At 46.1% G+C, this 20,796-nt stretch carries 13 protein-coding genes and 3 tRNA genes; 10 read left to right on the top strand and 6 right to left on the bottom strand.

The features are described 5' to 3' along the window. Nucleotides 1-10: 10 nt before the first annotated feature. Nucleotides 11-859: an outer membrane protein gene (locus H6F77_RS16965; protein WP_190489720.1), complete on the top strand. Its 849-nt coding sequence runs from the start codon at nt 11-13 to the stop codon at nt 857-859. Nucleotides 860-1,003: 144 nt separating this feature from the next. Here H6F77_RS16965 and H6F77_RS16960 read toward each other — a convergent pair whose 3' ends face one another. Continuing rightward, nucleotides 1,004-2,392, bottom strand: coding sequence for an ABC transporter substrate-binding protein (locus tag H6F77_RS16960; RefSeq protein ID WP_190489719.1), 1,389 nt, complete (start codon nt 2,390-2,392; stop codon nt 1,004-1,006). Nucleotides 2,393-2,580: 188 nt separating this feature from the next. Between H6F77_RS16960 and H6F77_RS16955 the strand changes: the two genes are divergently transcribed. Continuing rightward, nucleotides 2,581-2,796, top strand: coding sequence for a hypothetical protein (locus tag H6F77_RS16955; RefSeq protein WP_190489718.1), 216 nt, complete (start codon nt 2,581-2,583; stop codon nt 2,794-2,796). 7 nt (nt 2,797-2,803) lie between these two features. Here H6F77_RS16955 and H6F77_RS16950 read toward each other — a convergent pair. Next, a tRNA-Ser gene (locus H6F77_RS16950) sits at nt 2,804-2,895 on the bottom strand. Nucleotides 2,896-3,540: 645 nt separating this feature from the next. Here H6F77_RS16950 and H6F77_RS16945 point away from each other — a divergent pair. Beyond that, entirely contained in the window at nt 3,541-4,809 is a 1,269-nt protein-coding gene (locus H6F77_RS16945; protein ID WP_190489717.1) for a glycosyltransferase family 4 protein, read from the top strand. 159 nt (nt 4,810-4,968) lie between these two features. Here H6F77_RS16945 and H6F77_RS16940 read toward each other — a convergent pair whose 3' ends face one another. Beyond that, the gene (locus H6F77_RS16940; RefSeq protein WP_190489716.1) at nt 4,969-5,769 is read right to left on the bottom strand and encodes a mechanosensitive ion channel family protein; all 801 of its coding nucleotides are present in this window, start codon (nt 5,767-5,769) and stop codon (nt 4,969-4,971) included. 57 nt (nt 5,770-5,826) lie between these two features. On the opposite strand from H6F77_RS16940, the gene rimJ reads away from it, so the two are divergent. Next, nucleotides 5,827-6,390: a ribosomal protein S5-alanine N-acetyltransferase gene (rimJ, locus tag H6F77_RS16935; protein ID WP_199321375.1), complete on the top strand. Its 564-nt coding sequence runs from the start codon at nt 5,827-5,829 to the stop codon at nt 6,388-6,390. Nucleotides 6,391-6,576: 186 nt separating this feature from the next. Here the strand turns inward: rimJ and alr are convergent, their stop codons facing one another. Further along, a complete protein-coding gene (gene alr, locus H6F77_RS16930) occupies nt 6,577-7,845 on the bottom strand; it encodes an alanine racemase (protein WP_242022215.1) in 1,269 nt (422 codons plus the stop codon). A 348-nt stretch (nt 7,846-8,193) separates the two neighbouring features. Here alr and H6F77_RS29010 point away from each other — a divergent pair, with 348 nt between their 5' ends. Then, on the top strand, nt 8,194-10,665 hold the full coding sequence (locus H6F77_RS29010; protein WP_190489715.1) for an adenylate/guanylate cyclase domain-containing protein: 2,472 nt from the start codon (nt 8,194-8,196) through the stop codon (nt 10,663-10,665). Nucleotides 10,666-10,935: 270 nt separating this feature from the next. Continuing rightward, nucleotides 10,936-16,200: a PAS domain S-box protein gene (locus tag H6F77_RS27960; protein WP_242022213.1), complete on the top strand. Its 5,265-nt coding sequence runs from the start codon at nt 10,936-10,938 to the stop codon at nt 16,198-16,200. A 102-nt stretch (nt 16,201-16,302) separates the two neighbouring features. On the opposite strand, the gene H6F77_RS16900 is transcribed toward H6F77_RS27960, so the two are convergent. Further along, the gene (locus H6F77_RS16900; protein WP_190489714.1) at nt 16,303-17,049 is read right to left on the bottom strand and encodes an HAD family hydrolase; all 747 of its coding nucleotides are present in this window, start codon (nt 17,047-17,049) and stop codon (nt 16,303-16,305) included. A 311-nt stretch (nt 17,050-17,360) separates the two neighbouring features. Between H6F77_RS16900 and H6F77_RS16895 the strand changes: the two genes are divergently transcribed. The 4 genes from H6F77_RS16895 to H6F77_RS16880 all read left to right on the top strand — a co-directional run bounded on the left by H6F77_RS16895 (nt 17,361) and on the right by H6F77_RS16880 (nt 20,266). Then, nucleotides 17,361-17,434, top strand: a tRNA-Glu gene (locus H6F77_RS16895). An 8-nt stretch (nt 17,435-17,442) separates the two neighbouring features. After that, nucleotides 17,443-17,513: transfer RNA gene (locus tag H6F77_RS16890), tRNA-Met, on the top strand. A gap of 208 nt (nt 17,514-17,721) precedes the next feature. Beyond that, on the top strand, nt 17,722-19,089 hold the full coding sequence (locus H6F77_RS16885; protein WP_190489713.1) for an SDR family NAD(P)-dependent oxidoreductase: 1,368 nt from the start codon (nt 17,722-17,724) through the stop codon (nt 19,087-19,089). Between the two features lie 16 nt (nt 19,090-19,105). Continuing rightward, complete coding sequence (locus H6F77_RS16880; RefSeq protein WP_190489712.1) at nt 19,106-20,266, top strand: leucine-rich repeat domain-containing protein; 1,161 nt, start codon at nt 19,106-19,108, stop codon at nt 20,264-20,266. On the opposite strand, the gene H6F77_RS16875 is transcribed toward H6F77_RS16880, so the two are convergent. After that, nucleotides 20,263-20,598, bottom strand: coding sequence for a hypothetical protein (locus H6F77_RS16875; protein WP_190489711.1), 336 nt, complete (start codon nt 20,596-20,598; stop codon nt 20,263-20,265). The genes H6F77_RS16880 and H6F77_RS16875 overlap by 4 nt on opposite strands. Nucleotides 20,599-20,796: the final 198 nt, after the last annotated feature.

Here is a 20,796-nt window from a genome sequence, read left to right as displayed (position 1 = left end):
AGGAGTGAATATGAATACCCTATCGAAGCACGTTAGTTTTCTACTGAGTCTGACAGCCATAACCTTTGTTAGCAGCGCGTTGTCAGCACAAGCGCAGATGACAGAGGCGGTGCCTGCCTTGTCTTCTCAGTCTTCAGAATCTGCCCCCGCTGCCAGCGAATCTGATACATCTTCCAAGCCAGTTGCCAGAGCTGCTACCATAGCACCCATTTCACAACCAACTGTCCCAGCACGCACAGAAGACAACCAAGGCCAGATCGTCCAGGCTGTGGAGTATCCACAGGCAACCCAACAGCAGGAAACTCAAGCCACACCCACAGCAGAAACGCCCGTAGCAAGCGAGACGGCTCCAGCTCAACCCGTTCCCGGCACAACGATGACATCTGCTGACGGTCTTGCTACCGAGCCTTCCAAGGTTGCTCAAACTGAGATCGCTCCGGGCCGACCCACTCGTTCTGGTCGCAGCTACGTTGGCGTTGGTGCCAACATTGGTTTTGGTGGAGACACTGCCTTGGGACGAGGCAACTTCGCTATCCTCAGCAAAATTGGACTAACAAATACTTTGTCAGTGCGCCCCTCTGCTATCCTCGGTAGCGATACCGTGATTCTGCTGCCAGTGACCTATGACTTTTCACTCCGGCAGACAGATCCCTTTGAACCTGTTACTTTCGCCCCTTACATTGGCGGTGGAGCCACCTATTCCACCGATAAAGGCAAGTTTGGTTTCCTGGTTTCTGGTGGAGTTGATTTCCCCTTCTCACCACAATTCACAGCAACCGCTGGTTTGAACGTATCGTTTAAAGATGAAACTGAGGTGGGTCTGTTACTAGGTGTGGGTTACACCTTCTCAGGTTTCTAAAGCAGGGAAAAGTAAAAAGCACTTCAAATCCGGGCAAGGCTTTACTTCCCCGTATCTTGAACTAAAAAGGCCAAAGAAAGAAAAAATTCTTTCTTTGGCTTTTTTAGTTGCCCTCGTTCCCAGGCGGGAGCCTGGGAATGCTTTTTACTTCGGACTGACTTTACCTGTAACGGCTACTTTGCCATCCGGTTGGACTGCCCACACATCGTAGCTGCCGACTACATCGCCGTTTTCATCGATGTCTACGTTGCTGCTGGCTCCCTGATAGTTAATATCCTCGCCCTTCTTTAATAGCTCCAGCGCTTTACAAGCATCCGTGACTTCAGTGCCGGGGGCATTGGCAACTTCACGAAGCTTGCTTTTGATTCCTTCACCAGTGTTGGATTTAGCAGCTTGCGCTGACAGCATCATCAACACCGCCGCATCCCAGGTTTGAGGGACATAGGGGCCTATCTGCTTACCGTTGGTTTTCTCGTTCCAAAACTTTGTGAAATCACCTAATGCAGGGCCATTAGCTCCTGGAACTGTACCAACCGCTCCAGCGAGGATGTATTTACCAGATTCATCTTTGCCCACTTGCTCTGGAAAAGTCGATGAATATACGCCGTCTGTCAGCATAATCTGCGCTCCCTGGCTCAGACCTTGCTGATATGCAGCTTTAAGGAATAAACTTCCGGTTTCGGCGTAGAGAATGGCTGCTATTGCTTCTGGCTTGCCATTAAATGCGGCAGCGGCTTCGCTTTCAAAGGTAGCGGCTTTGGCGTCGTAGCGGGTGGGCTTGGTTTCGTTGACGACTGTTCCTCCGAGTTTTTTGAAGGCTTGCACAAATTCTTTCTCGAAGCCGACACCGTAATCGTTATTTATAACGATGGTAGAAACGCGCTTAAAGCCTTTATCGCTGGCGAGTTTGGCTAGAGCCTGAGCTTGATAGGTATCTGGGGGAGCAGTACGCGCCCAAAAGCCTTGATATTGACCTTTTTTGGCGTTTTCAGTAAATACGGGGCTGGTGCTGCCAGGAGAGATCATCATCACCTTGCTGCGTGCGGCAATCGGCGCGGCTGCACTGGAGACGCTGCTAGGAAAGGAACCAATGACACCAGCAACTTTGTCTGATTCGGTGAGTTTGGTCATTGCTATCGTGCCTGCTTCTGGCGCAGTTTGGTCATCTTCTGGGACATAAGCTACAGGTTGACCGTTGACGCCGCCGCATTTGTTTACGGTATCTACTGCTAAACGAATGGGTTCGGGCAGGGCTTGTCCAATGGAGGACAGGTCGCCAGTGACAGGCAGCAAGGAGCCGATTTTGAGTCCCGTGCCGCCCGCAGCTGGGGCTGAAGCCGTTGTCGCAGCAGGAGTAGAGGGGGCGGGGGTAGTCGTTGCTGTGCTAGTGGCGGTGGGTGTAGGGTTGTTCTGCCCGGTCGTATTGCTGGGGGAGTTACAGCCAGCGCTTAGAAAGCCTGTAGCTAATGTGGTAATTGCTAGGGCGATCGCTTGTTTTGATTTGACTTTTCTACGTGCATCAGGTGTATTCATTTGCTTTTACAATCCTCAACAGCCCGCTAATCTTACTCAACAAATATTAAATCTATTTAACGTATTCTAGATACCAGCTACGCCTTCCGCTAGATGCGAGCGCGGATTGCACGAGCAAAACTCTTTGGGCGTTTTAACAATTCAAGTAAATAGAACTACAATAGCTAAACCGTTTTGGCAAAAGGGGTTTGGCTATTTTTTCCTGCATTCATTTCACTTTTGGCTATTGCGTGCGCGTGCGAAGAGATGTCCGCAGGAGGTTCGGGATACTTGCCTTACCCAACAGCATCCTAAACTGCATCGCGTGGCAGCTTAAGACAAACTATCGGTGCGATCGCTCATTGCTACCACCACAAAACCACCGCTCAACCTACGCGGTTTTGGTGCCAGTGCGATCGCTATAAATTAGAACGGAGAGGGAGGGATTCGAACCCTCGGTACGGAGTTACCTGCCGTACAACAGATTAGCAATCTGCCGCTTTCGACCACTCAGCCACCTCTCCAGGGTGACAGTTTCTTATAGTAGCAGATATGTATTGATAAAAGCTAGCCCCAAAAACCTTTTTTTTTACAGGGCTGCTCGTCGCATGGAGGGATGCCCTGGAGCAAGCGCTTGATTAGGACAGTTATTTTAATACATCATAGGGATAAGCACGCCTCACAACCTGTGGAGGAGTAAAACACAGTATAAATATAAAATAGATATTAAATTTGTAGTTTATCCACCATCAGAATAGCCCGCAACACCTTGTTGTTAAAGGGATTTTCCGGAACTTGAGAACGCCGTTACTACAGTTAGTCAAGATCTCCCCCAAACGACATATTAGGCGAGAAAACAAACTGAGTAAGCAAGCATTGAGAGCGCGATCGCCACACCAATTGTAAGATTTATACCCTTTGACTAATATTTTCTTATTTTATCTATTTCCAAAGAGAGTTGTAAAAATACTGCTTTGCACCTGTATTACTCCAGAAGTATTAAATAAACAGTTTCGTAGATTCCGTCCGTAGTTGATGTTCATCATCAAATTAGAAGTTTATTCTTTAGTTACAAACCTTTAAAATGCCTTGGGCTGATAGGACAGCAGAGGAAAGTTTTAACCTCCGCTCATCATCAAATTCGTTAAAACCCAACATAAAAAAAACATATGATTTCCACAAACAAAAAGCACATTGCCCTAATCTCTGTCCACGGAGATCCAGCAATTGAAATCGGTAAGGAAGAAGCCGGCGGACAAAACGTTTATGTAAGGTATGTGGGTGAGGCACTTGCTAAACAAGGGTGGCAAGTAGATATGTTTACCCGCAAGGCCAATGCTGAACAACCCAGGATAGTTCAACACAGCCCGAATTGCCGAACAATTCGCTTAACAGCAGGCCCAGAACAGTTTGTACCGCGAGATAATATTTTTGGATATGCCCCTGATTTTGTACAAGAATTCTTGAAATTTCAGGAAGAAAACGGCGTAGTTTATCCCATAGTTCACACTAACTACTGGATCTCTAGCTGGGTAGGAATGCAGCTAAAGAAAATCCAAGGCAGCAAGCAAGTTCATACCTATCACTCTTTGGGAGCCGTCAAATATAGGGCGATTTCGACCATCCCTATGATTGCTACTATGCGATTAGATGTCGAGAAAGCTGTATTGGAAACAGCAGAGAGAATTGTAGCAACCAGCCCGCAGGAAAAAGAACACATGCGGTCGATGGTTTCCAAGAAAGGCAACATCGATATCATCCCCTGCGGTACTGATGTTCGGCATTATGGCGCCATAACAAAGGAAGAAGCGCGGCAGCAATTGGGTATCGATGATGACACCAAAGTAGTGTTATATGTCGGACGTTTTGACAAGCGGAAGGGCATAGAAACCCTGGTTCGCGCAGTTGCTAAGTCTAAGTTGCGCGGGAATAGTAAATTAAAGCTAATTATTGGTGGTGGAAGTCGTCCCGGACAAAGTGACGGCATAGAACGCGATCGCATCGAAAGCATTGTTAACGAACTGGGACTCACAGATATCACCGTCTTCCCCGGACGTTTGGGCGAAAACGATCTGCCAGTTTACTACGCAGCAGCTGATGTCTCTGTAGTTCCCAGCCACTATGAACCCTTTGGCTTGGTGACGATTGAAGCGATGGCTTGCGGTACCCCAGTTGTGGGCAGCGATGTGGGCGGACTTCAGTTTACAGTGTTGCCCGAAAAAACCGGGTTGCTGTGTCCTCCCAAGGATGATGTAGCATTTGCAACTGCAATTGACCGCATTCTCGCTAACCCCGAATGGCGGAGCGAATTGGGACGCAATGCCAGAATGCGGGTAGAGAAGATGTTTAGCTGGGATGGCGTAGCATCTCAATTAAGTAACCTCTACACCCAACTGCTGGAAGAACCAGCCGAATCCCTCGATCAAGTCAGCGCGTAAGTAGAGTTTTGAGTTGTGAATTTTGAGTTAACTCAAAATTCACAACTCAACCTCATATGAACCATATTGATTTAAATAAATTAGACAAAAAATTGTTATTCAATCCCTGGCTTTTAGAGACAGGGGTTTTTTATTTTACTTTTTGCCATTTTTCTATTATTATTCTGGCTCCTGCATTTTGTCGGCTGTATGTTCCTTCAAGGCTTCTCTAACAAGTTGTTGCACTTCTGCACGCACGTGATCGTAGGTTTCAGCTCTACACCAAGGACGTAGATATAAAATTGTCCCGGCGGGAGGAATAGAGAGGACGTGACACGTCGGGCGGGGTTCATCCAAAATCAGAGGATGAGACTGAACCAAAGAGAGGAAAAGAGTAATAGTAGCTTCAATAGGGCGATCGCCTATATCAATTTCCAAATCCACCCGTCTCGTGCCTAAAGCGCTGTTATTTTTCAGCGTCCCGCTAAATAATTGACCGTTGGGGACTGTAATCATCACGTTGTCTCGCGTTACTAAGGTAGTCGAGAAAATGCCGATACCATCAACCACACCAGCGACACCAGCACCTTCGATATAATCTCCCACCTCAAACGGGCGCAGGCTAATAAGCATCACCCCAGCCGCAAAGTGGGACAGCGTACCCTGCAAAGCCAAACCGATAGCTAAACCCGCAGCACCGACTACAGCAACCACGCTAGCTGTTTCAATTCCTAGCTTATTGAGAACCGCCACAAGCCCAACTACAAGCGTTAAAAATTCCGCTGCTTGAACCAGAAACTTGCGTAGGGTTGCTTCTGTGCGATTAAGCGCTCGGCCAGCCAAGCGTCCTACAATATTAATCGATAAGCGAGTTATCAGTAGAATGCCAATTGCCCACAGAAGGTTTGTGCCAACCTTAAAGGCCAAATCAACTTGGTTCCTCCAGACAGGCGATACAACCTCAACAGGTAAAATATTCATAAGCAATTTTTTTTACCTCAAATCAAAATAACTTTTTTATAAAATATCCCCAACATTTTGGAACTCCCATTTATCTCAACTAAGCGACTTTTATTAAGGCTGGCAACTGGGGATGATGTGCCTGACATAGTTGAATTTTTTCGAGAAAATCAAGTTTATTTTGCTCCTTGGCATCCTACCCCGCCTAACAATTATCTGACACAAGAGTTTTGGCAAGGGCAAGTAGAGAAGAATCTCCAAGAATTTGAGAGCGACCAGTCATTAAGATTATTTATCTTCAAAAATGGGAGTCATAAAGAAATTATTGGCAATGTGAATTTTAACGGATTTCTGCGCGGCGCGGCTCATTTCTGTTATTTGGGGTACAATCTAGCCGAAGCTGCACAGGGTAAGGGTTATATGTCGGAGGCATTACCCGCGGCTATTGAGTATGCATTTAAAGAATTAAATATACACCGGGTAATGGCAAATTATATACCACACAATCAGCGCAGTGGAAATCTGCTTAAAAAACTTGGATTTGTTGTGGAAGGATATGCCAGGGAGTATTTATTGATTGACGGAAAATGGCAAGACCATATTCTTACCAGCTACACCAATAAAAGTTGGTATAAAGGGTGAATGACAGGCTGTTAGTGTCTAAGAAAATATTAATTGTAGGGTGGGCATTGCCCACCCTCGGCGGTTTGGGCAATGACTAAGCTCGGTGTAATTATGCCCACCTATTGAGAACAAGAGGCGATCGCATAACTCGGCAGAACATTGACTGCTTCAAGAGGGTGCGATTTATTAGAGGAGTTCAAAGAGCTAACCCACTGCTACGCGGGGTAGGCGGTGCTTAAAGCTACAGAGAATCTCCCAAGAAATAGTGCCTAAAGTTTCAGCCCAGTCATCCGCTCGAATTTGTATGTCTCCATCTTGCCCCAGCAGCGTCACTACTTCGCCTTCAGTGCAATCTGGTATGGCGCTGACATCAAGCATCAGCTGATCCATCGTAATCGCCCCTACCTGCGACACCAGCTTGCCTCTGAGCAAAACTTGCAGTTTATTGGATAGGTTGCGAGGGATGCCATCAGCGTAGCCAATACCGACGACGGCGAGGCGCATTTCCTGACTGGCGACGAAGTGATGACCGTAGCTAACGCCCGTACCAGGTGCGATAGTTTTTACCCCAGTTATGCGTGCCTTGACGCTGAGAACTGGCTTGAGAGCGATCGCCTGTTTCAGATGGTCGGCTGGATAAAGGCCATAGGTAGCTAAACCAACGCGCACCATGTCGTAGTGTAAGGCGGGGTTAGTCAGAGTGGCAGCAGAATTACTCAAGTGCAGGCGCGGCGGGGTAAAGCCAGTAGATTTGATGCTGGCGATCGCGTCCTCAAATCGCTGCTGCTGCTCTATCATCCCAGCCGGATCGGGGCTGTCAGCTGTGGCAAAGTGAGAATAGATACTAGCAATTCGCAGATGCGGCAATTGGTTTACCAGTTGGACAAAACTGGCTGCTTGCTGCCAGTTAGCACCCAGCCGCGACATCCCAGTATCTAATTTAATATGAACTGGGTAGGGGCAATCTTTTGTAGATGCCCGTAACGTTTCAGAAAAGACTAAAGCCTGCTTAGGGGTGCAGAGAGTAGGTTGGAGTTTCCAGTGAGCCATGCAAAGCACCTGATCGGGAGTATTAGTCGCCCCTAAAATCAGAATTGGTGCATCTATTCCAGCCTTCCGCAGCTCAATACCCTCCGGAATGGTCGCCACCCCCAGCCAGCTGGCACCATGTTGCAAAACAGTTTGGGCAACCGTAACGGCACCATGACCATAGGCATCAGCCTTCACAACGGCCATGAGTTCCGTCTGCGGCGATAAAAAACGCTTCAGGTGCAGGACATTGTGGGATAAGGCAGTTAGATCAATTTCCACCCAAGCGCGATCGCGTGCCAGAGGTGTAGTATCGCGTAGCGCTGAGGAACTGAGGGACTGAGGAGAACTTAACTTTACACTCTCCATTGCTGCTGTCGCTTCCTCACCTGCGCTACGATCCTGCTCACCTAATTTCCTGCTTTTGTGTTCCCAACTCAACATTCCGATTCACTCCTATGTTTGACTTGGCCAAAATTTCACACCGTTCTGTTCTAATGCTCTAGGACAGGTTAAAAAGGTTATTCAGGAAGTGTATCTAGTGAGCAGGATCGGCACAAGTTCAAATAACTGTATCTTTCTTCCTCCTGATGCAGGCTACCAAGCATCGTCAGGTACTTTTGTCTAACAAAACTAGAGCTAGACCGCGAGAATCAAAGTTTGTACTAAGATTTTCGCTCGTAAGAGTTAACATAGCTCTGCACTTCATAGCTCCCGATCTGGCGACATTGCTAGTTTCAACCCCATGCGATTTCTCCAGCGCACCTTAGCGCACCATGAAGAGGCGACTTAATGAGACTGCGGACGAAGACACTACTCGTCATTGGCGCGACCATGGTAGGTCTGGTTGGGGTTTTGTATGCTACCTCCTCAACCATCTTGTTACGCAGCATCAGGCAAGCTGAGGAACAGAACACCCGCCAGAGCGTTAAGGGAGTTTTGAAGGTTTTTGAGGAAATAGGAGAAGATTTTAGTTCCAACTTTATCGGTTGGTCTACGTGGGATGACACTTATAAATTCATCTCAACCAAGAGCGATCGCTATATTGAGGACAATCTAGCTCCAGAATCTCTTGCCAACGCCAAACTCAACCTGTTGGTGTATGTCAACACCAAGGGTGAAATAGTATTTGGGACGGGTTTCAATCTAATAACAAAAAAAAGAACGGCAGTTCCAAAAGCGATACTCGAACACATTTCTCCTTCAGACCTGCTTCTACAGCACCCCGATCCAAAAAGTCGCTTGACGGGAATCTTACAGCTTCCATCTGGCCCTATGCTGATTACCTCGCAGCCAATTCAGCCGACTAAGGGTACTAGCGACCTTCGAGGTACTGCGATCTTTGGACGCTATCTAGACGCAAGCACCATCAAGCGCTTATCCCGCTTTACCCGTTCGTCTATCAGCGTTTACGGGGTAAACGATCCCCAACTACCATCAGATTTTCAACCCGTTAAAAAAGCTTTGCTAGAGAGCAAACCGGACGAACCTGCGCCAATTCTGGTAAATACGCTCGACGAAGATAGGATTGCCGGGTATTCCTGGTTGAATGACATCTACGGCAAACCTGCTCTGCTGTTGCGCGTAGATGTCTACAGAGGCATCTATAAGCAAACTCAAAGTAACATACGCTATCTAATCGCATCTGTCCTCTTCGTGGGTTTGGTCTTTGGCGGCATGACCTTAATGCTTCTAGAACGACTCGTCTTGTCGCGCCTGGGAAGCCTTAGCGTGGGTGTTAAAAGTATTGGCACTCTTCGCGACCTTTCTATGCGCGTCGCGGGGGATGGAAAATATGATGAATTATCTGGCTTGGCTGACACCATCAACGGAATGCTAGAAGCCTTAGAAAATCGAGAGCGCGAGCAAATCGAGGAGAGAGCGCGTCACCGCGCCATTGTTGAGCAAGCTTCCGAAGGAATTGTGTTGATTGACGCTCAAACAAACCGGATTCTGGAAGCCAATCCCGCCTTTGAACGTCTGCTTGGCTACAGCAGTGCAGAAATTGTAGAACTGACTCTTTACGATCTCGTCCCGCACGACAAGGAAAGCTTTCAACGTAATATCGAGAGGATCTTGGCACAAAAAAACCATTCCTTCGGCGAAAGGCGCTATCGCCGTCAAGATGGAACTCTCGTCGATGTAGAAGTAACTGGCAACGTTATTTCCTATGGTGGCAGAAAGGTGCTGTGTTGCCTCGTTCGCGATATCACGAGTCGTAAAGCTGCTGAAGAAGCGCTGCGACAGGCTGAAGAAAAATATCGCACAATTTTTGAACACGCTACTGAGGGTATTTTCCAGTCCACGCCAGAGGGACGCTTCATCAGCGCCAATCCAGCACTCGCGAGACTTTATGGCTACGATTCCCCAGAGGAACTAATAGCGAGTATTACTAATATCGGGCAACAACTTTATGTTGATTCCAATCGGCGCGACGAGTTCATTGCCGCCATCGAGAAGGACGATGCCGTGACTAGGTTTGAGTCTCAGATGTATCGCAAGAATGGCGGTGCGATTTGGACTTCAGAAAATGCCCGTGCTGTTCGGGATGAGAACGGTAACTTGCTTTACTACGAAGGTACTGTCGAAGACATCACCAGGCGCAAAGTGGCTCAAGAGGCACTGCGCTATCAACAAGAACAATCAGAGTTGCTGCTGCTGAATATCTTGCCCGAACCGATTGCTCACCGTCTGAAAATGCAGGAAAGCATTATTGCCGACAGCTTTTCCGATGTCACGGTGCTTTTTGCCGACATTGTTGGCTTTACGCAACTTTCGGCTTCTATTCCTCCTACAGAACTTGTCAAGTTGCTGAACAAGATTTTCTCAGCATTTGACCAACTGGCGGAGCGGCATGGCTTGGAGAAGATCAAGACAATTGGGGATGCGTATATGGTAGTGGGAGGATTGCCCATGCCGCGCAGCGATCATGCGGAAGCGATCGCTCAAATGGCTCTTGATATGCTAAAAGAAATTTCCCGTTTTGAGACAGGCAATGGGACACCATTCAACATTCGCATTGGCATCAGTACAGGCCCCGTAGTCGCTGGCGTGATTGGCATCAAAAAATTTATCTACGACCTGTGGGGCGATACTGTGAATACCGCCAGCCGCATGGAATCTCAGGGTATTCCCGGTACTATTCAGGTTACAGAGGCGACATACGAACTATTACGAGATAAGTTTATATTGCATAAGCGGGGCATCATTCCGGTGAAAGGTAAAGGAGACATGACTACTTATCTGCTTCTTGGCAAGCTGTAAATAAAGTTTTGTTAGCCTAGCCAAGTAGCGTGTTTTGATTTTTGAATTAAAAAACATGCCACCGTCATGCTCGCCATCGCATGAATTGGGGATCTGGCCGGAAAAACTTAGGCCCTCTAGTAATAAAAGTTAAAAAAGTAATAAGGGGCGATCGCGTGCCTTGGTCGCATATCGCCCTTCATGTCATCTATCGTTAGGAAAATCAGAACAACGATCGTATTGGCACAAGCACGCTTTTAGCCCCACCGTATGTATTTATAAAATTTTTTTATGAAATTACGCTTTTGGCCTTACTTAGCAGCTTTGTCCGCAACAGTGGCGGTTCTTGGTGGCGTCTGGGTTATCGATCGCTTAGAGCAAAAAAGGTTTGGCGATCGCAATCGTACCGATGCACTCAATCAACTAAGTACAGTCCGAGCTAGGCTCGAAGGTGGGCTAAACTCCCGCCTCTTTCTCACACGCGGTCTAGTTGCTCGTGTCTCCACTAATGCCGATATCGACCAAGCAGAATTTGACAGCTTAGCCAGAGTCATGGTGTCGCAGCAGAGTGGCATCGGCAGCATAGCACTTTATAAAAACAACATAGTCACTCACATATATCCCCTCAAAGGCCACGAAACAGCTATCGGCTTCCAGCCTATGTCCATCCCAGCCGAACGCGAGGCTTTCGAGCGGGCAATTAATAGCAGAAAAACCGTAGTAGCAGGGCCAGTTAACTTAGTTGAGGGGGGTGTTGGTTTCATCAACCGCACTCCGATTTTTCTCACAAAACCAGGCGAGAAACCAGAAAGCGGCCCCTACTGGGGTATGGCGGGCATCATCATCGACAGGGATATTCTCTTCCAAGAAGCGGGACTGGTTGAAGAAGACAAAAGCCAAAAGCATTCCCAGGCTCTGCCTGGGAACGAGGGCAAAAGTCAAGATTATTCAACTCAGCAGCCTCTAAAATATGCTCTGCGGGGTAAAGATGGGTTAGGTTCGCGCGGTGAAGTATTTTTCGGCGACGCAACCATCTTCCAGAAATATCCAGTCATCTTAGAAGTTACTTTACCCAATGGCTCGTGGCAGCTAGCAGCAATCCCCCAAGGGGGTTGGGGAGCGCGTTCACCCATTTCCGGGTGGTTGCGAACTGGTGGCGGGGCGCTGGCAGTGTTGAGCGGTATTTTAGTATTTATCTGGGTGCGATCGCCATCTCAATTGCGCGAAGCCATCGAACGCGCCACAACAGCCTTACGCAAGAGCGAGACAAAATATCGCGAACTTGTTGACAACGCAAATAGCATCATTGTCCGTGTAGACACCAACGGCAACATCACCTTTTTCAACGAGTTCGCCCAAAACTTCTTTGGTTACTCAGAAGAAGAAATTTTGGGTAAGAAACTAATTGAAACAATAGTGCCAGTAACGGATAATTCCGGTCATAAGGTGGCAGCAATGATGGATGAAGTTTTGCAAGATCCTGAACGATACACGCGCCACGAAAATGAAAACATTAAAAAGAATGGCGAACGGGTATGGATTGCCTGGAGGAACAAAGCTCTGCTTGACGAAAACGGCAATCTTACAGGAATACTTGGCATTGGCAATGATGTAAGCGATCGCAAGCAAGCTCAAGCCAAACTACAAGAATCAGAACAGAAGTTCCGCAGCTTGTACGAATCAACCATCGATGCCGTTATGCTGCTAGATGAAACAGCATTCTTCGATTGCAACCGCGCTACTTTGTCCATGTTTGGCTGCACTAGAAAAGAAGAATTTTACGGCAAGCACCCCAGCGAATTTTCGCCAAAATTTCAGGCAAATGGTGAAGATTCAGCCTCGGCATCAGCACAAAAAATTCAAACAGCTTTTCGAGAAGGAAGTTGCCGCTTTGAGTGGCTGCACTGTCGTTTAGACAAATCGGAGTTTCCGGCAGAAGTGTGGCTAACTTCAGTTGAAATCGGCGGGAGAAAAGTCTTGCAAGCAGTAGTGCGCGACATTAGCGATCGCATTGCCAGGGAAGAAGCATTGCGGTCACAGAGGCAAATGTTGCGGCTAATAATGGACAACATCCCACAAGCCATTTTCTGGAAAGACAGAAATTTTGTCTACCAGGGCTGCAATCATAAAATGGCTCTAGATGTTGGGCTTAGTAACTCGGCTGATATAGTTGGGCTTACAGACTATGACTTGCCCGCCATAAAGGAGCAAGCTGACTTGTTCCGAGAAGTAGATCGGTGGGTAATGGAAACAAATACACCGCAATATCACCTCAGCGAGTCTTTGCGTCTAGCCAATGGTGAAATGGCTTGGTTAGACACAAACAAAATCCCCCTACACGACGCCCAAGAAAATGTTGTAGGACTCCTAGTTACCTACGAAGATGTTAGCGATCGCAGGCGGACTATGGAGGCTTTAAAAGAAAGCGAAGCTAAGTTTCGATTACTTTTTGAACAATCAGGTGACGCTATTCTTTTATTAGATGAAAATGCGTTTATTGACTGCAATCAAGCAGCCTTAGAAATGATAGGCGCTGATAGCAAAGAGCAGTTATTAAACCTGCATACATGTGAATTATCTCCTGACGTGCAACCCGATGGTAGTTTATCCGCAGAAAAGTCTAAGGAAATGAATGCGATCGCATTACGCAATGGGAATGCGCGATTTGAGTGGGTACATCGTCGATTTGATGGTTCAGAATTCGACGTTGAAATATTGCTCACCGCCATCCCCTTCCCCGGCAAACAAATTCTGCATGTAGTTTGGAGAGATATCAGCGATCGCAAGCGGGCAGAAGCAGGATTGCAAGCCAGCGAAAGACGCCTCCGCAGAACATCCAACGCACTTTTGGAACTAGCAAATCGCAAAACTTTAGCAAGTGGTGATTTGAATGCAGCTATTAGGGAAATAGTAGAGGTGGCTACCCGTACTTTGGAAACAGAACGAGCTAGCGTGTGGTTATATGACGATTTTATATTCTCGCTTTTAGATTTTGGATTGGGTATGAGATCGGGCGATCCAGCCGAGGTTGCCGATCTTATTTCAAATCCTAATAAAGATTTAAATAGCGACCCAAATTACAAAATACACGAACTAAACGAATTGTCTAACGATCCAGACAACAATGCTAACTCCCAAACTATAAACACCACATTGGTTTGCCTAGACTTGTACGAAATTAACAGCGATCGCCATAGCAAAGGCGCTACTATCGAATCTGTTAATTTTCCCGCTTATTTTGAGGCTTTGCGAATAGAACGGATCATCGCAGCGCACGATGCCCATACCGACCCCAGAACTCATGAATTCTCTGCTCTTTATCTTACGCCCCTCGGCATTACCTCAATGCTCGATGCACCAATCCGCGTAGGCGGTCAGATGGTGGGCGTTATCTGTCACGAGCATATAGGAACGCCCCGTTTTTGGGCGTTAGAAGAAGAAAATTTCGCAGGCTCACTTGCCGATTTCGTAGCTCTAGCAATTGAAGGCGCTTACCGAATGAGGGCACAAGAAGCGCTGCAAAGAGCCAATCAAGAATTAGAAATCAGAGTTGAGCAGCGTACTGCTGCTTTAAAAGAAACTAATCGCCAACTGTTAGTCGAAATAATTGAACGCCAGCGGTCGGAGGAAGCGCTGCGAGTTTCAGAAGAAAAATTTTCCAAAGCTTTTCGTTCTAGCCCCGACATTATTACTATTACCAGAATCGATGATGGACGCTATGTCGAAGTTAACGAAACTTTTTTGCGCGTGTTAGGTTATGAGCGTGAAGAGGTTATTAATTACACAGCAAGCAATCTAAATATCTGGGCTAATTTAGCAGACCGTGACAGAATTATTCAGATGTTGCTGAACCATGAAATAATTCGCAACCACGAGTTTCAGTTTCGCACCAAGACAGGCGGTATCTTAGTGGCGCTGTTATCGGCTGAACGCATAGACCTCGACGGTGAAGAGTGCCTGCTAGTTGTAGCTACCGATATCACAGAACGCAAACGAGCCGAAGAAGAAATCCATCTCTTGCAGACTACGACGCAAGCTATAGTATCTTCCTGCGACTTCCACTCAGCCTTAGAAGTCACCTTACATCAAGTTTGTGAAAGTATAGGTTGGAATTTTGCAGAAGCATGGATTCCCTGTAAAGATGGAACCACTCTAGAATGCAGCCGGGGTTGGTATGCCAGTACAACCAGTCTGGAGAAATTTAGGGTCGAGAGCGAGAAAATGTCATTTGCTCTAGGTCGTGGCTTGCCTGGACGAACTTGGTTATCTAAACAGGCAGAGTGGATAAATGATGTTTCAATTGAGCCATACCAAGTTTTTAACCGTTTCGAGATAGCACGGTCCAATGGACTAAAAGCAAGTTTCAGCATTCCTGTTATCGCCAGCGATCAGGTGTTGGCTGTTCTGGTTTTATACTCTTTTGAAGCGCGTGCTGAAGATAAGCGGCTGGTTGAGTTAGTGTCAGCCGTTGCCACTCAGGTGGCTTCGGTAATTCAGCGCAAGCAGGCGGAAGAGGCGCTGCGGCAAGCAGAAGAAAAATATCGCACAATTTTTGAAAACGCTGTCGAAGGCATCTTCCAGACGACGCCAGACGGAGGCTACATCAGCGCCAATCCTGCGCTAGCAAGGATATACGGCTACTCCTCGCCGGAAGAGTTAATGGCTAATCTCAATAATATTCATCAGCAACTTTACGTTGACCGTAACCGACGGGTAGAGTTTATTGCTGCTATGGAGGAGGATAATGCTGTTACTGGCTTTGAGTCTGAGGTATATCGCAAGGACGGCAGCATTATATGGGTTTCAGAAAACGCCCGCGCTGTTCGCGATTTGGGTGGAGAGGTAGTGTATTACGAGGGCATTGTCGAAGACATCACCCATCGCAAAATGGCGCAAGAAGCACTGCGCTATCAACAGCAACAAACTGAAAGTCTACTGCTGAATATTTTGCCTTCTGCGATCGCTGAACGCTTGAAACTACAGCAAAGCACTATTGCTGATAGTTTCCCCGAAGCAACGGTAATGTTTGCCGATATTGTTGGTTTTACCCAGCTTTCGGCTCATACATCTCCCGTAGCATTGGTGGAGTTACTAAACGAGATTTTCTCAACTTTTGACCAACTGACCGAGCAGCATGGGTTGGAGAAAATCAAGACAATTGGCGATGCGTATATGGTAGTGGGAGGATTGCCTACACCCCGGCCAGATCATGCAGAGGCGATCGCTGAAATGGCTTTGGATATGCAAATGGAAATTAACCGATTTAATCAGGAAACTGGCCTAAGTTTTCAGATCCGCGTGGGCATTAATACTGGCCCAGTAGTAGCGGGTGTGATTGGCATCAAAAAGTTTATCTATGACCTGTGGGGTGACACTGTAAATACAGCCAGCCGCATGGAATCTCACGGCATTCCAGGCCGCATTCAGGTGACAGCAGAAACTTATCAGCTATTACGCAATAAATATTTATTTGAAGAGCGTGGTTTCATTCAAGTGAAAGGCAAAGGAAACATGACTACTTATCTGCTTACTGGCAGAAAAAGATTATATCTTTAATGAAAGATAACCAAGGGTGCGAGCTGCGCTAACGTGCTGACGCACTAACGGCTATCACCTTCGCTTCGCTGACGCTATCGCGTTGCCAATCAATTAATCGACCTACCTAGAACTATGCAAGCGATTTAACGTTTCTAAATCTATATAATTGACATCTAATGCATTGCCAGCCACAACAGTGCAAGGAAGTTCCGGTTCTCCCAAATGATTTACTACCAATCGAGCCAAAGAAAAATCTTGTCCTTCGGTGTAGTTATTAAAAGTCACAATTGTTGGCAAACCAGCTAAATTTGCAGCAACTAGACCGTGATGAGAATCTTCCACAACCAGACAATCGGCTGCTTCTAAATTCATCTGTTTGAGTAAGTAATGATAGATATCTGGGGCTGGCTTTTTAGCAGGAACAACATCTCCAGCAGCGATCGCTTCAAACCAAGATGGATCAAGAGTGCGTTCTAATAAGGCGATGACATTGGGTAAAGCGCTAGTAGTAGCAATTGCCAAACGCAATTCGCGATCGCGTGCTTCTGCAATCAATCGTTTCACTCCAGGACGCAAGGGAATTGCACCTTCGGCTAATAAATCTCGATAATGCTTTGTTTTTATAGCGTGTAACTCAGCAACAACAGCATCATCTAATGTAACATCAGGACAATATTGCTTTTGATAAAAACGAATCCTTTCTTTCCCGCCAGCAACAGACAGTAATTCGCCATAAAGTTCAACTGACCACTCCCAATCTAACCCAGCCTCCTCAAAGGCACGATTAAAAGCGACTCGATGTCCGTCACGTTCGGTGTCGGCTAACGTTCCATCAACGTCAAAAATTAAAGCACGTAATTGACTCATTTAATAATCTGATGCCAGCATTGCTAGAGGGACGACATTCATTTTAGTGCCTTGCGGGAGCCGAAGCTTAAATTGTTAAGGCTAGCTCTCCGACTTCTTAAAGAAGTCGGAGAGCTGAAATTCTGACATTTCACAACTCAAATATGATTGCCATAGCATCCTGTTAAAGTTAGCTACTTGTACTAAATTTTACTCCCCAGAAAAAGCCTCTCTTCTCTGTAAAAGGAAAGATTTATTGTTAGAAGTTCATTGTTGCTTGACACATAAGCAATTTTGTACTACAAATATATTACATAGCCTTAATTGCCAATGGAAATGGTAGCTCAAGGGAAGAGCGCTCGAACTTCATTCGGGAGGTTGGGAGTTCAAGTCTCCCTCATTTCCACCCCTATGGGGGCTGTAGCTCAACTGGAAGAGTGGGGGTCTCATAAACTCAGGTGGAGGTTCAAATCCTCCCAGCCCCCACCCATTTGTGGGAAAAAGGCAATTGCTAGGTATACTCCCACTGGGAGTTCAATTCTCCCTCATTTCCACATTTTATGGGGGCTGTAGCTCAATGGAGGAGCATGCGTTTTCCAAAACCAAGGCTGGAGGTTCGACTCCTCCCAGTCTCCATACATTTACTGGAAAGAGATAGCTGCTAATTTTAATTCTGCTGTGAGGTGGCAAGTAATGAATATTCCGCCAAAGGATTTAGAAATATGCCTCAATGTATTGCAGCAGATATCAGAAAATCCTGCCGTTATTAATCATCACGAGCGCTTTAAAAGCTTAATTGCCAAAATTTACAAAGAGGGCAAAAAAAGCACTCGCAATAACGAAAGGCAACGCCAACAGACTGAAGATCGCAAACTTCAAGCGATGACAGAGATGGTGCAAAATCAGCACCCTAAAAAACCTGGGGTTAATTTCTTGGAGGCTTCAGTAAAACTAGAGAAGACGCTGAATAAACCGATACGCTGCTATATTTGCAAAGAACCATATACAGAAGTTCATTTTTTTTACCACTTATTGTGTCCGAAATGCGCTGCATTTAATTATCAAAAGCGCAATCAACGTACAGATTTAAAAGGGCGCGTGGCATTAGTAACGGGCGGACGGATTAAAATTGGCTATCATACTGCATTACGAATGCTGCAAGATGGGGCGAAAGTAATTGTAACTACGCGGTTTCCTCGCGACTGCGCCCGACGTTTTAGCGAGGAAGGGGATTTTAACCAATGGCGCGATCGCATCCTTATTCACGGACTTGATTTGCGTAACATCCCTGCTGTAGAAGCGTTCGTCCAACATCTGATTGACACCGAACCAGCTTTAGATATTATCATTAATAACGCTGCCCAAACAATTAAACGTCCTTTGGCGTTTTACCAGCATCTATTAGAGCAGGAAAAAGAACCATTAGACGCACTACCTGCCTGCTTTGGCGATCGCTATCCTTTTTTATTAGAAAATCAACCCAACTATCAAAATTACTTTTCTGCCCTAACCAGCAAGTATTTCCCGCCTAATACATTTGATACAGACGGACAGCAATTAGATATACGACCGCTAAATAGCTGGTTATTAAAGCTAAGTGAAGTCAGCACAATGGAGATGCTAGAGGTGCAGTTGGTGAATGCGATCGCGCCTTTTATTTTGAATAGCAAACTCAAACCATTATTGCTGCGATCGCATTTTGAGAGACGCTTCATCATCAACGTTTCAGCAATGGAAGGGCAATTCCAGCGAGACAGCAAAACCGTGTTTCATCCCCATACAAATATGGCAAAAGCTGCCTTAAATATGATGACTCGTACATCATCGGCAGACTATGCCCGCGACAATATTTTTATGAATAGCGTCGATACTGGCTGGATTACAGACGAGAATCCCTACCCCAAAAAAAGTTATTTGCAAGAAAATAGAGGTTTTTATACACCGCTAGATTCTCTTGATGGAATGGCAAGAATTTACGACCCCATCGTTCAAGGACTTGAAGATTCTGCCGTGCCTTTGTACGGTCACTTTCTTAAAGACTATGCTCCATATCCTTGGTAGTTTTAACGAGGTAATTATGAAGGAACATCTAACTATTCACTGTCCGATACAAAGTTCGATTGAAACATTCCCCAACGAACTCGAACCATTACTTATACATTTGCGTGCCAATGTTCTGGTAACGCAACCAATAACCTTTCCTCGCGGTACCGTATTGCCTGATGGACGACTGGACTTGTGCAAACAAAATCTTGGTTTTGTAGGATGTCAGGCAGTTACTTCTGCGCTGACTAACAATACTAATATTGTTAGCTTATTACTTGGTACTAACGGTATTGGTGATACTGGAGCTGGTTCTGTAGCGCAATTAATAGAGCGTAACCAGCCCATAGAAATTATATATTTGGGTTGTAACGCGATCGCTGCTCCTGGAGTTGCAACTCTAGCAAAAGCTTTAAATGATAATTTTTCGGTAACTGGATTATGGCTCAAGCGCAACCCAATTGGTGAATTAGGCGCACGCCACATTGCTCAAATGTTAAGTCACAATCGCAACATTCGCACGCTAGATTTGGTGAATACGCAGATTGGCTATGAAGGACTTAAGGCAATTCTAGAGGTAATGATTAGCGATAATCGCACGGTTGAGCGCTTGTATTTGGGTGGGAATCAAATAGATGCACAAGGAGCGTTGTTGTTAGCTACTCTGCTGCGCGTTAATCCTGCAATTAAAGCGCTATTGCTTAACGTTAATCATATTGGCGATGCAGGTGCGGAAATTTTAGCCGATGGTTTACAAGATAATAAAACGCTAGTGGAGTTAGGAATTGCTAGTAATGGGATTGCTAGTGCGGGTGGAATTGCCTTGAGTGAATCTATCCAAGCACATCCGACTTTAAAGCATCTGGATCTGGGTTATAGTCCATCGACAATAGTGCTGGGTGCCCAGCCTAATTGTATTGGAGATGAGGGAGCAAGGGCGATCGCTAATTTGCTTGGTCAAAATCCAACTTTATTGCAACTTAACCTCCGTCGCAACGAAATTACAGAGCGCGGTAAAACTTATTTATTTGCTGGATTGCAGCAAAACCAGAGATTGCAACAACTCGTCCTAGATGGCAAGCAGGATAGGCAAATCGCGGCTTTGTTGGAACGTAATCGCAATCTCAACTCAAACAACCAAATATCGAAACCCCGCGACGTAGAGCTAATTCGTAGCGTTTATCGTACAGCCTAGCGGGCTTTTATTACACCTGTAATAAAAATTTCTACATAAAAAGGCGAATCTAAAGGAACTTGGCCTTTAATCGTGACTTTGTGGCGAATCTCTACATTGTCAGGGTTAATCTTGCTATAGTCGCTGGAGTTCAGAGTAAGATTAAACGCGCTGAAGTAGCATTCCAGGCTTTGCCGATCTACAGCAACTTGGCGATGTTGTATTTTTGTGAGCGTATTTAAACTCAAATTTGTGCGATCGCGCAAGTCTTCAAGAGTGTAGAGGTTGCCAGAATTTTCTCTAATTTCTGACTGGCGTTTTGCTGCTGGAAGGCGTTGCCAACCTTGAGGCATTAAAATAATACCCCGCCTACGCTTAGGTAGCTGATTTCCTACTGACACTAATATTAAATCGTTTCAAGTCAAGTTTTAGGGGCTTTTTTGATTGTTAGCCTCCATACTAAGAGTGTCAGACTGCAATTTTTTATTAAATATATGTTTTTCATAAAATAAAGCCTCTTCTATCGCATCTCCAAGGTTACACGCATTACA

Source organism: Microcoleus sp. FACHB-831, from assembly GCF_014695585.1.
Taxonomy (GTDB): domain Bacteria; phylum Cyanobacteriota; class Cyanobacteriia; order Cyanobacteriales; family FACHB-T130; genus FACHB-831.
Note: the sequence above shows the minus strand (reverse complement) of the source record. Positions and strands in the feature narration are given on the sequence as shown.

Bases quoted from the DNA above. Each gene is read 5' to 3' on its own strand.
- H6F77_RS16965 (WP_190489720.1), top strand. From the start codon at position 11: ATGAATACCCTATCGAAGCACGTTAGTTTTCTACTGAGTCTGACAGCC.
- H6F77_RS16960 (WP_190489719.1), bottom strand. From the start codon at position 2,392: ATGAATACACCTGATGCACGTAGAAAAGTCAAATCAAAACAAGCGATC.
- H6F77_RS16945 (WP_190489717.1), top strand. From the start codon at position 3,541: ATGATTTCCACAAACAAAAAGCACATTGCCCTAATCTCTGTCCACGGA.
- H6F77_RS16940 (WP_190489716.1), bottom strand. From the start codon at position 5,769: ATGAATATTTTACCTGTTGAGGTTGTATCGCCTGTCTGGAGGAACCAA.
- alr (WP_242022215.1), bottom strand. From the start codon at position 7,845: ATGTTGAGTTGGGAACACAAAAGCAGGAAATTAGGTGAGCAGGATCGT.
- H6F77_RS29010 (WP_190489715.1), top strand. From the start codon at position 8,194: ATGAGACTGCGGACGAAGACACTACTCGTCATTGGCGCGACCATGGTA.
- H6F77_RS27960 (WP_242022213.1), top strand. From the start codon at position 10,936: ATGAAATTACGCTTTTGGCCTTACTTAGCAGCTTTGTCCGCAACAGTG.
- H6F77_RS16900 (WP_190489714.1), bottom strand. From the start codon at position 17,049: ATGAGTCAATTACGTGCTTTAATTTTTGACGTTGATGGAACGTTAGCC.
- H6F77_RS16885 (WP_190489713.1), top strand. From the start codon at position 17,722: ATGAATATTCCGCCAAAGGATTTAGAAATATGCCTCAATGTATTGCAG.
- H6F77_RS16880 (WP_190489712.1), top strand. From the start codon at position 19,106: ATGAAGGAACATCTAACTATTCACTGTCCGATACAAAGTTCGATTGAA.
- H6F77_RS16875 (WP_190489711.1), bottom strand. From the start codon at position 20,598: ATGCCTCAAGGTTGGCAACGCCTTCCAGCAGCAAAACGCCAGTCAGAA.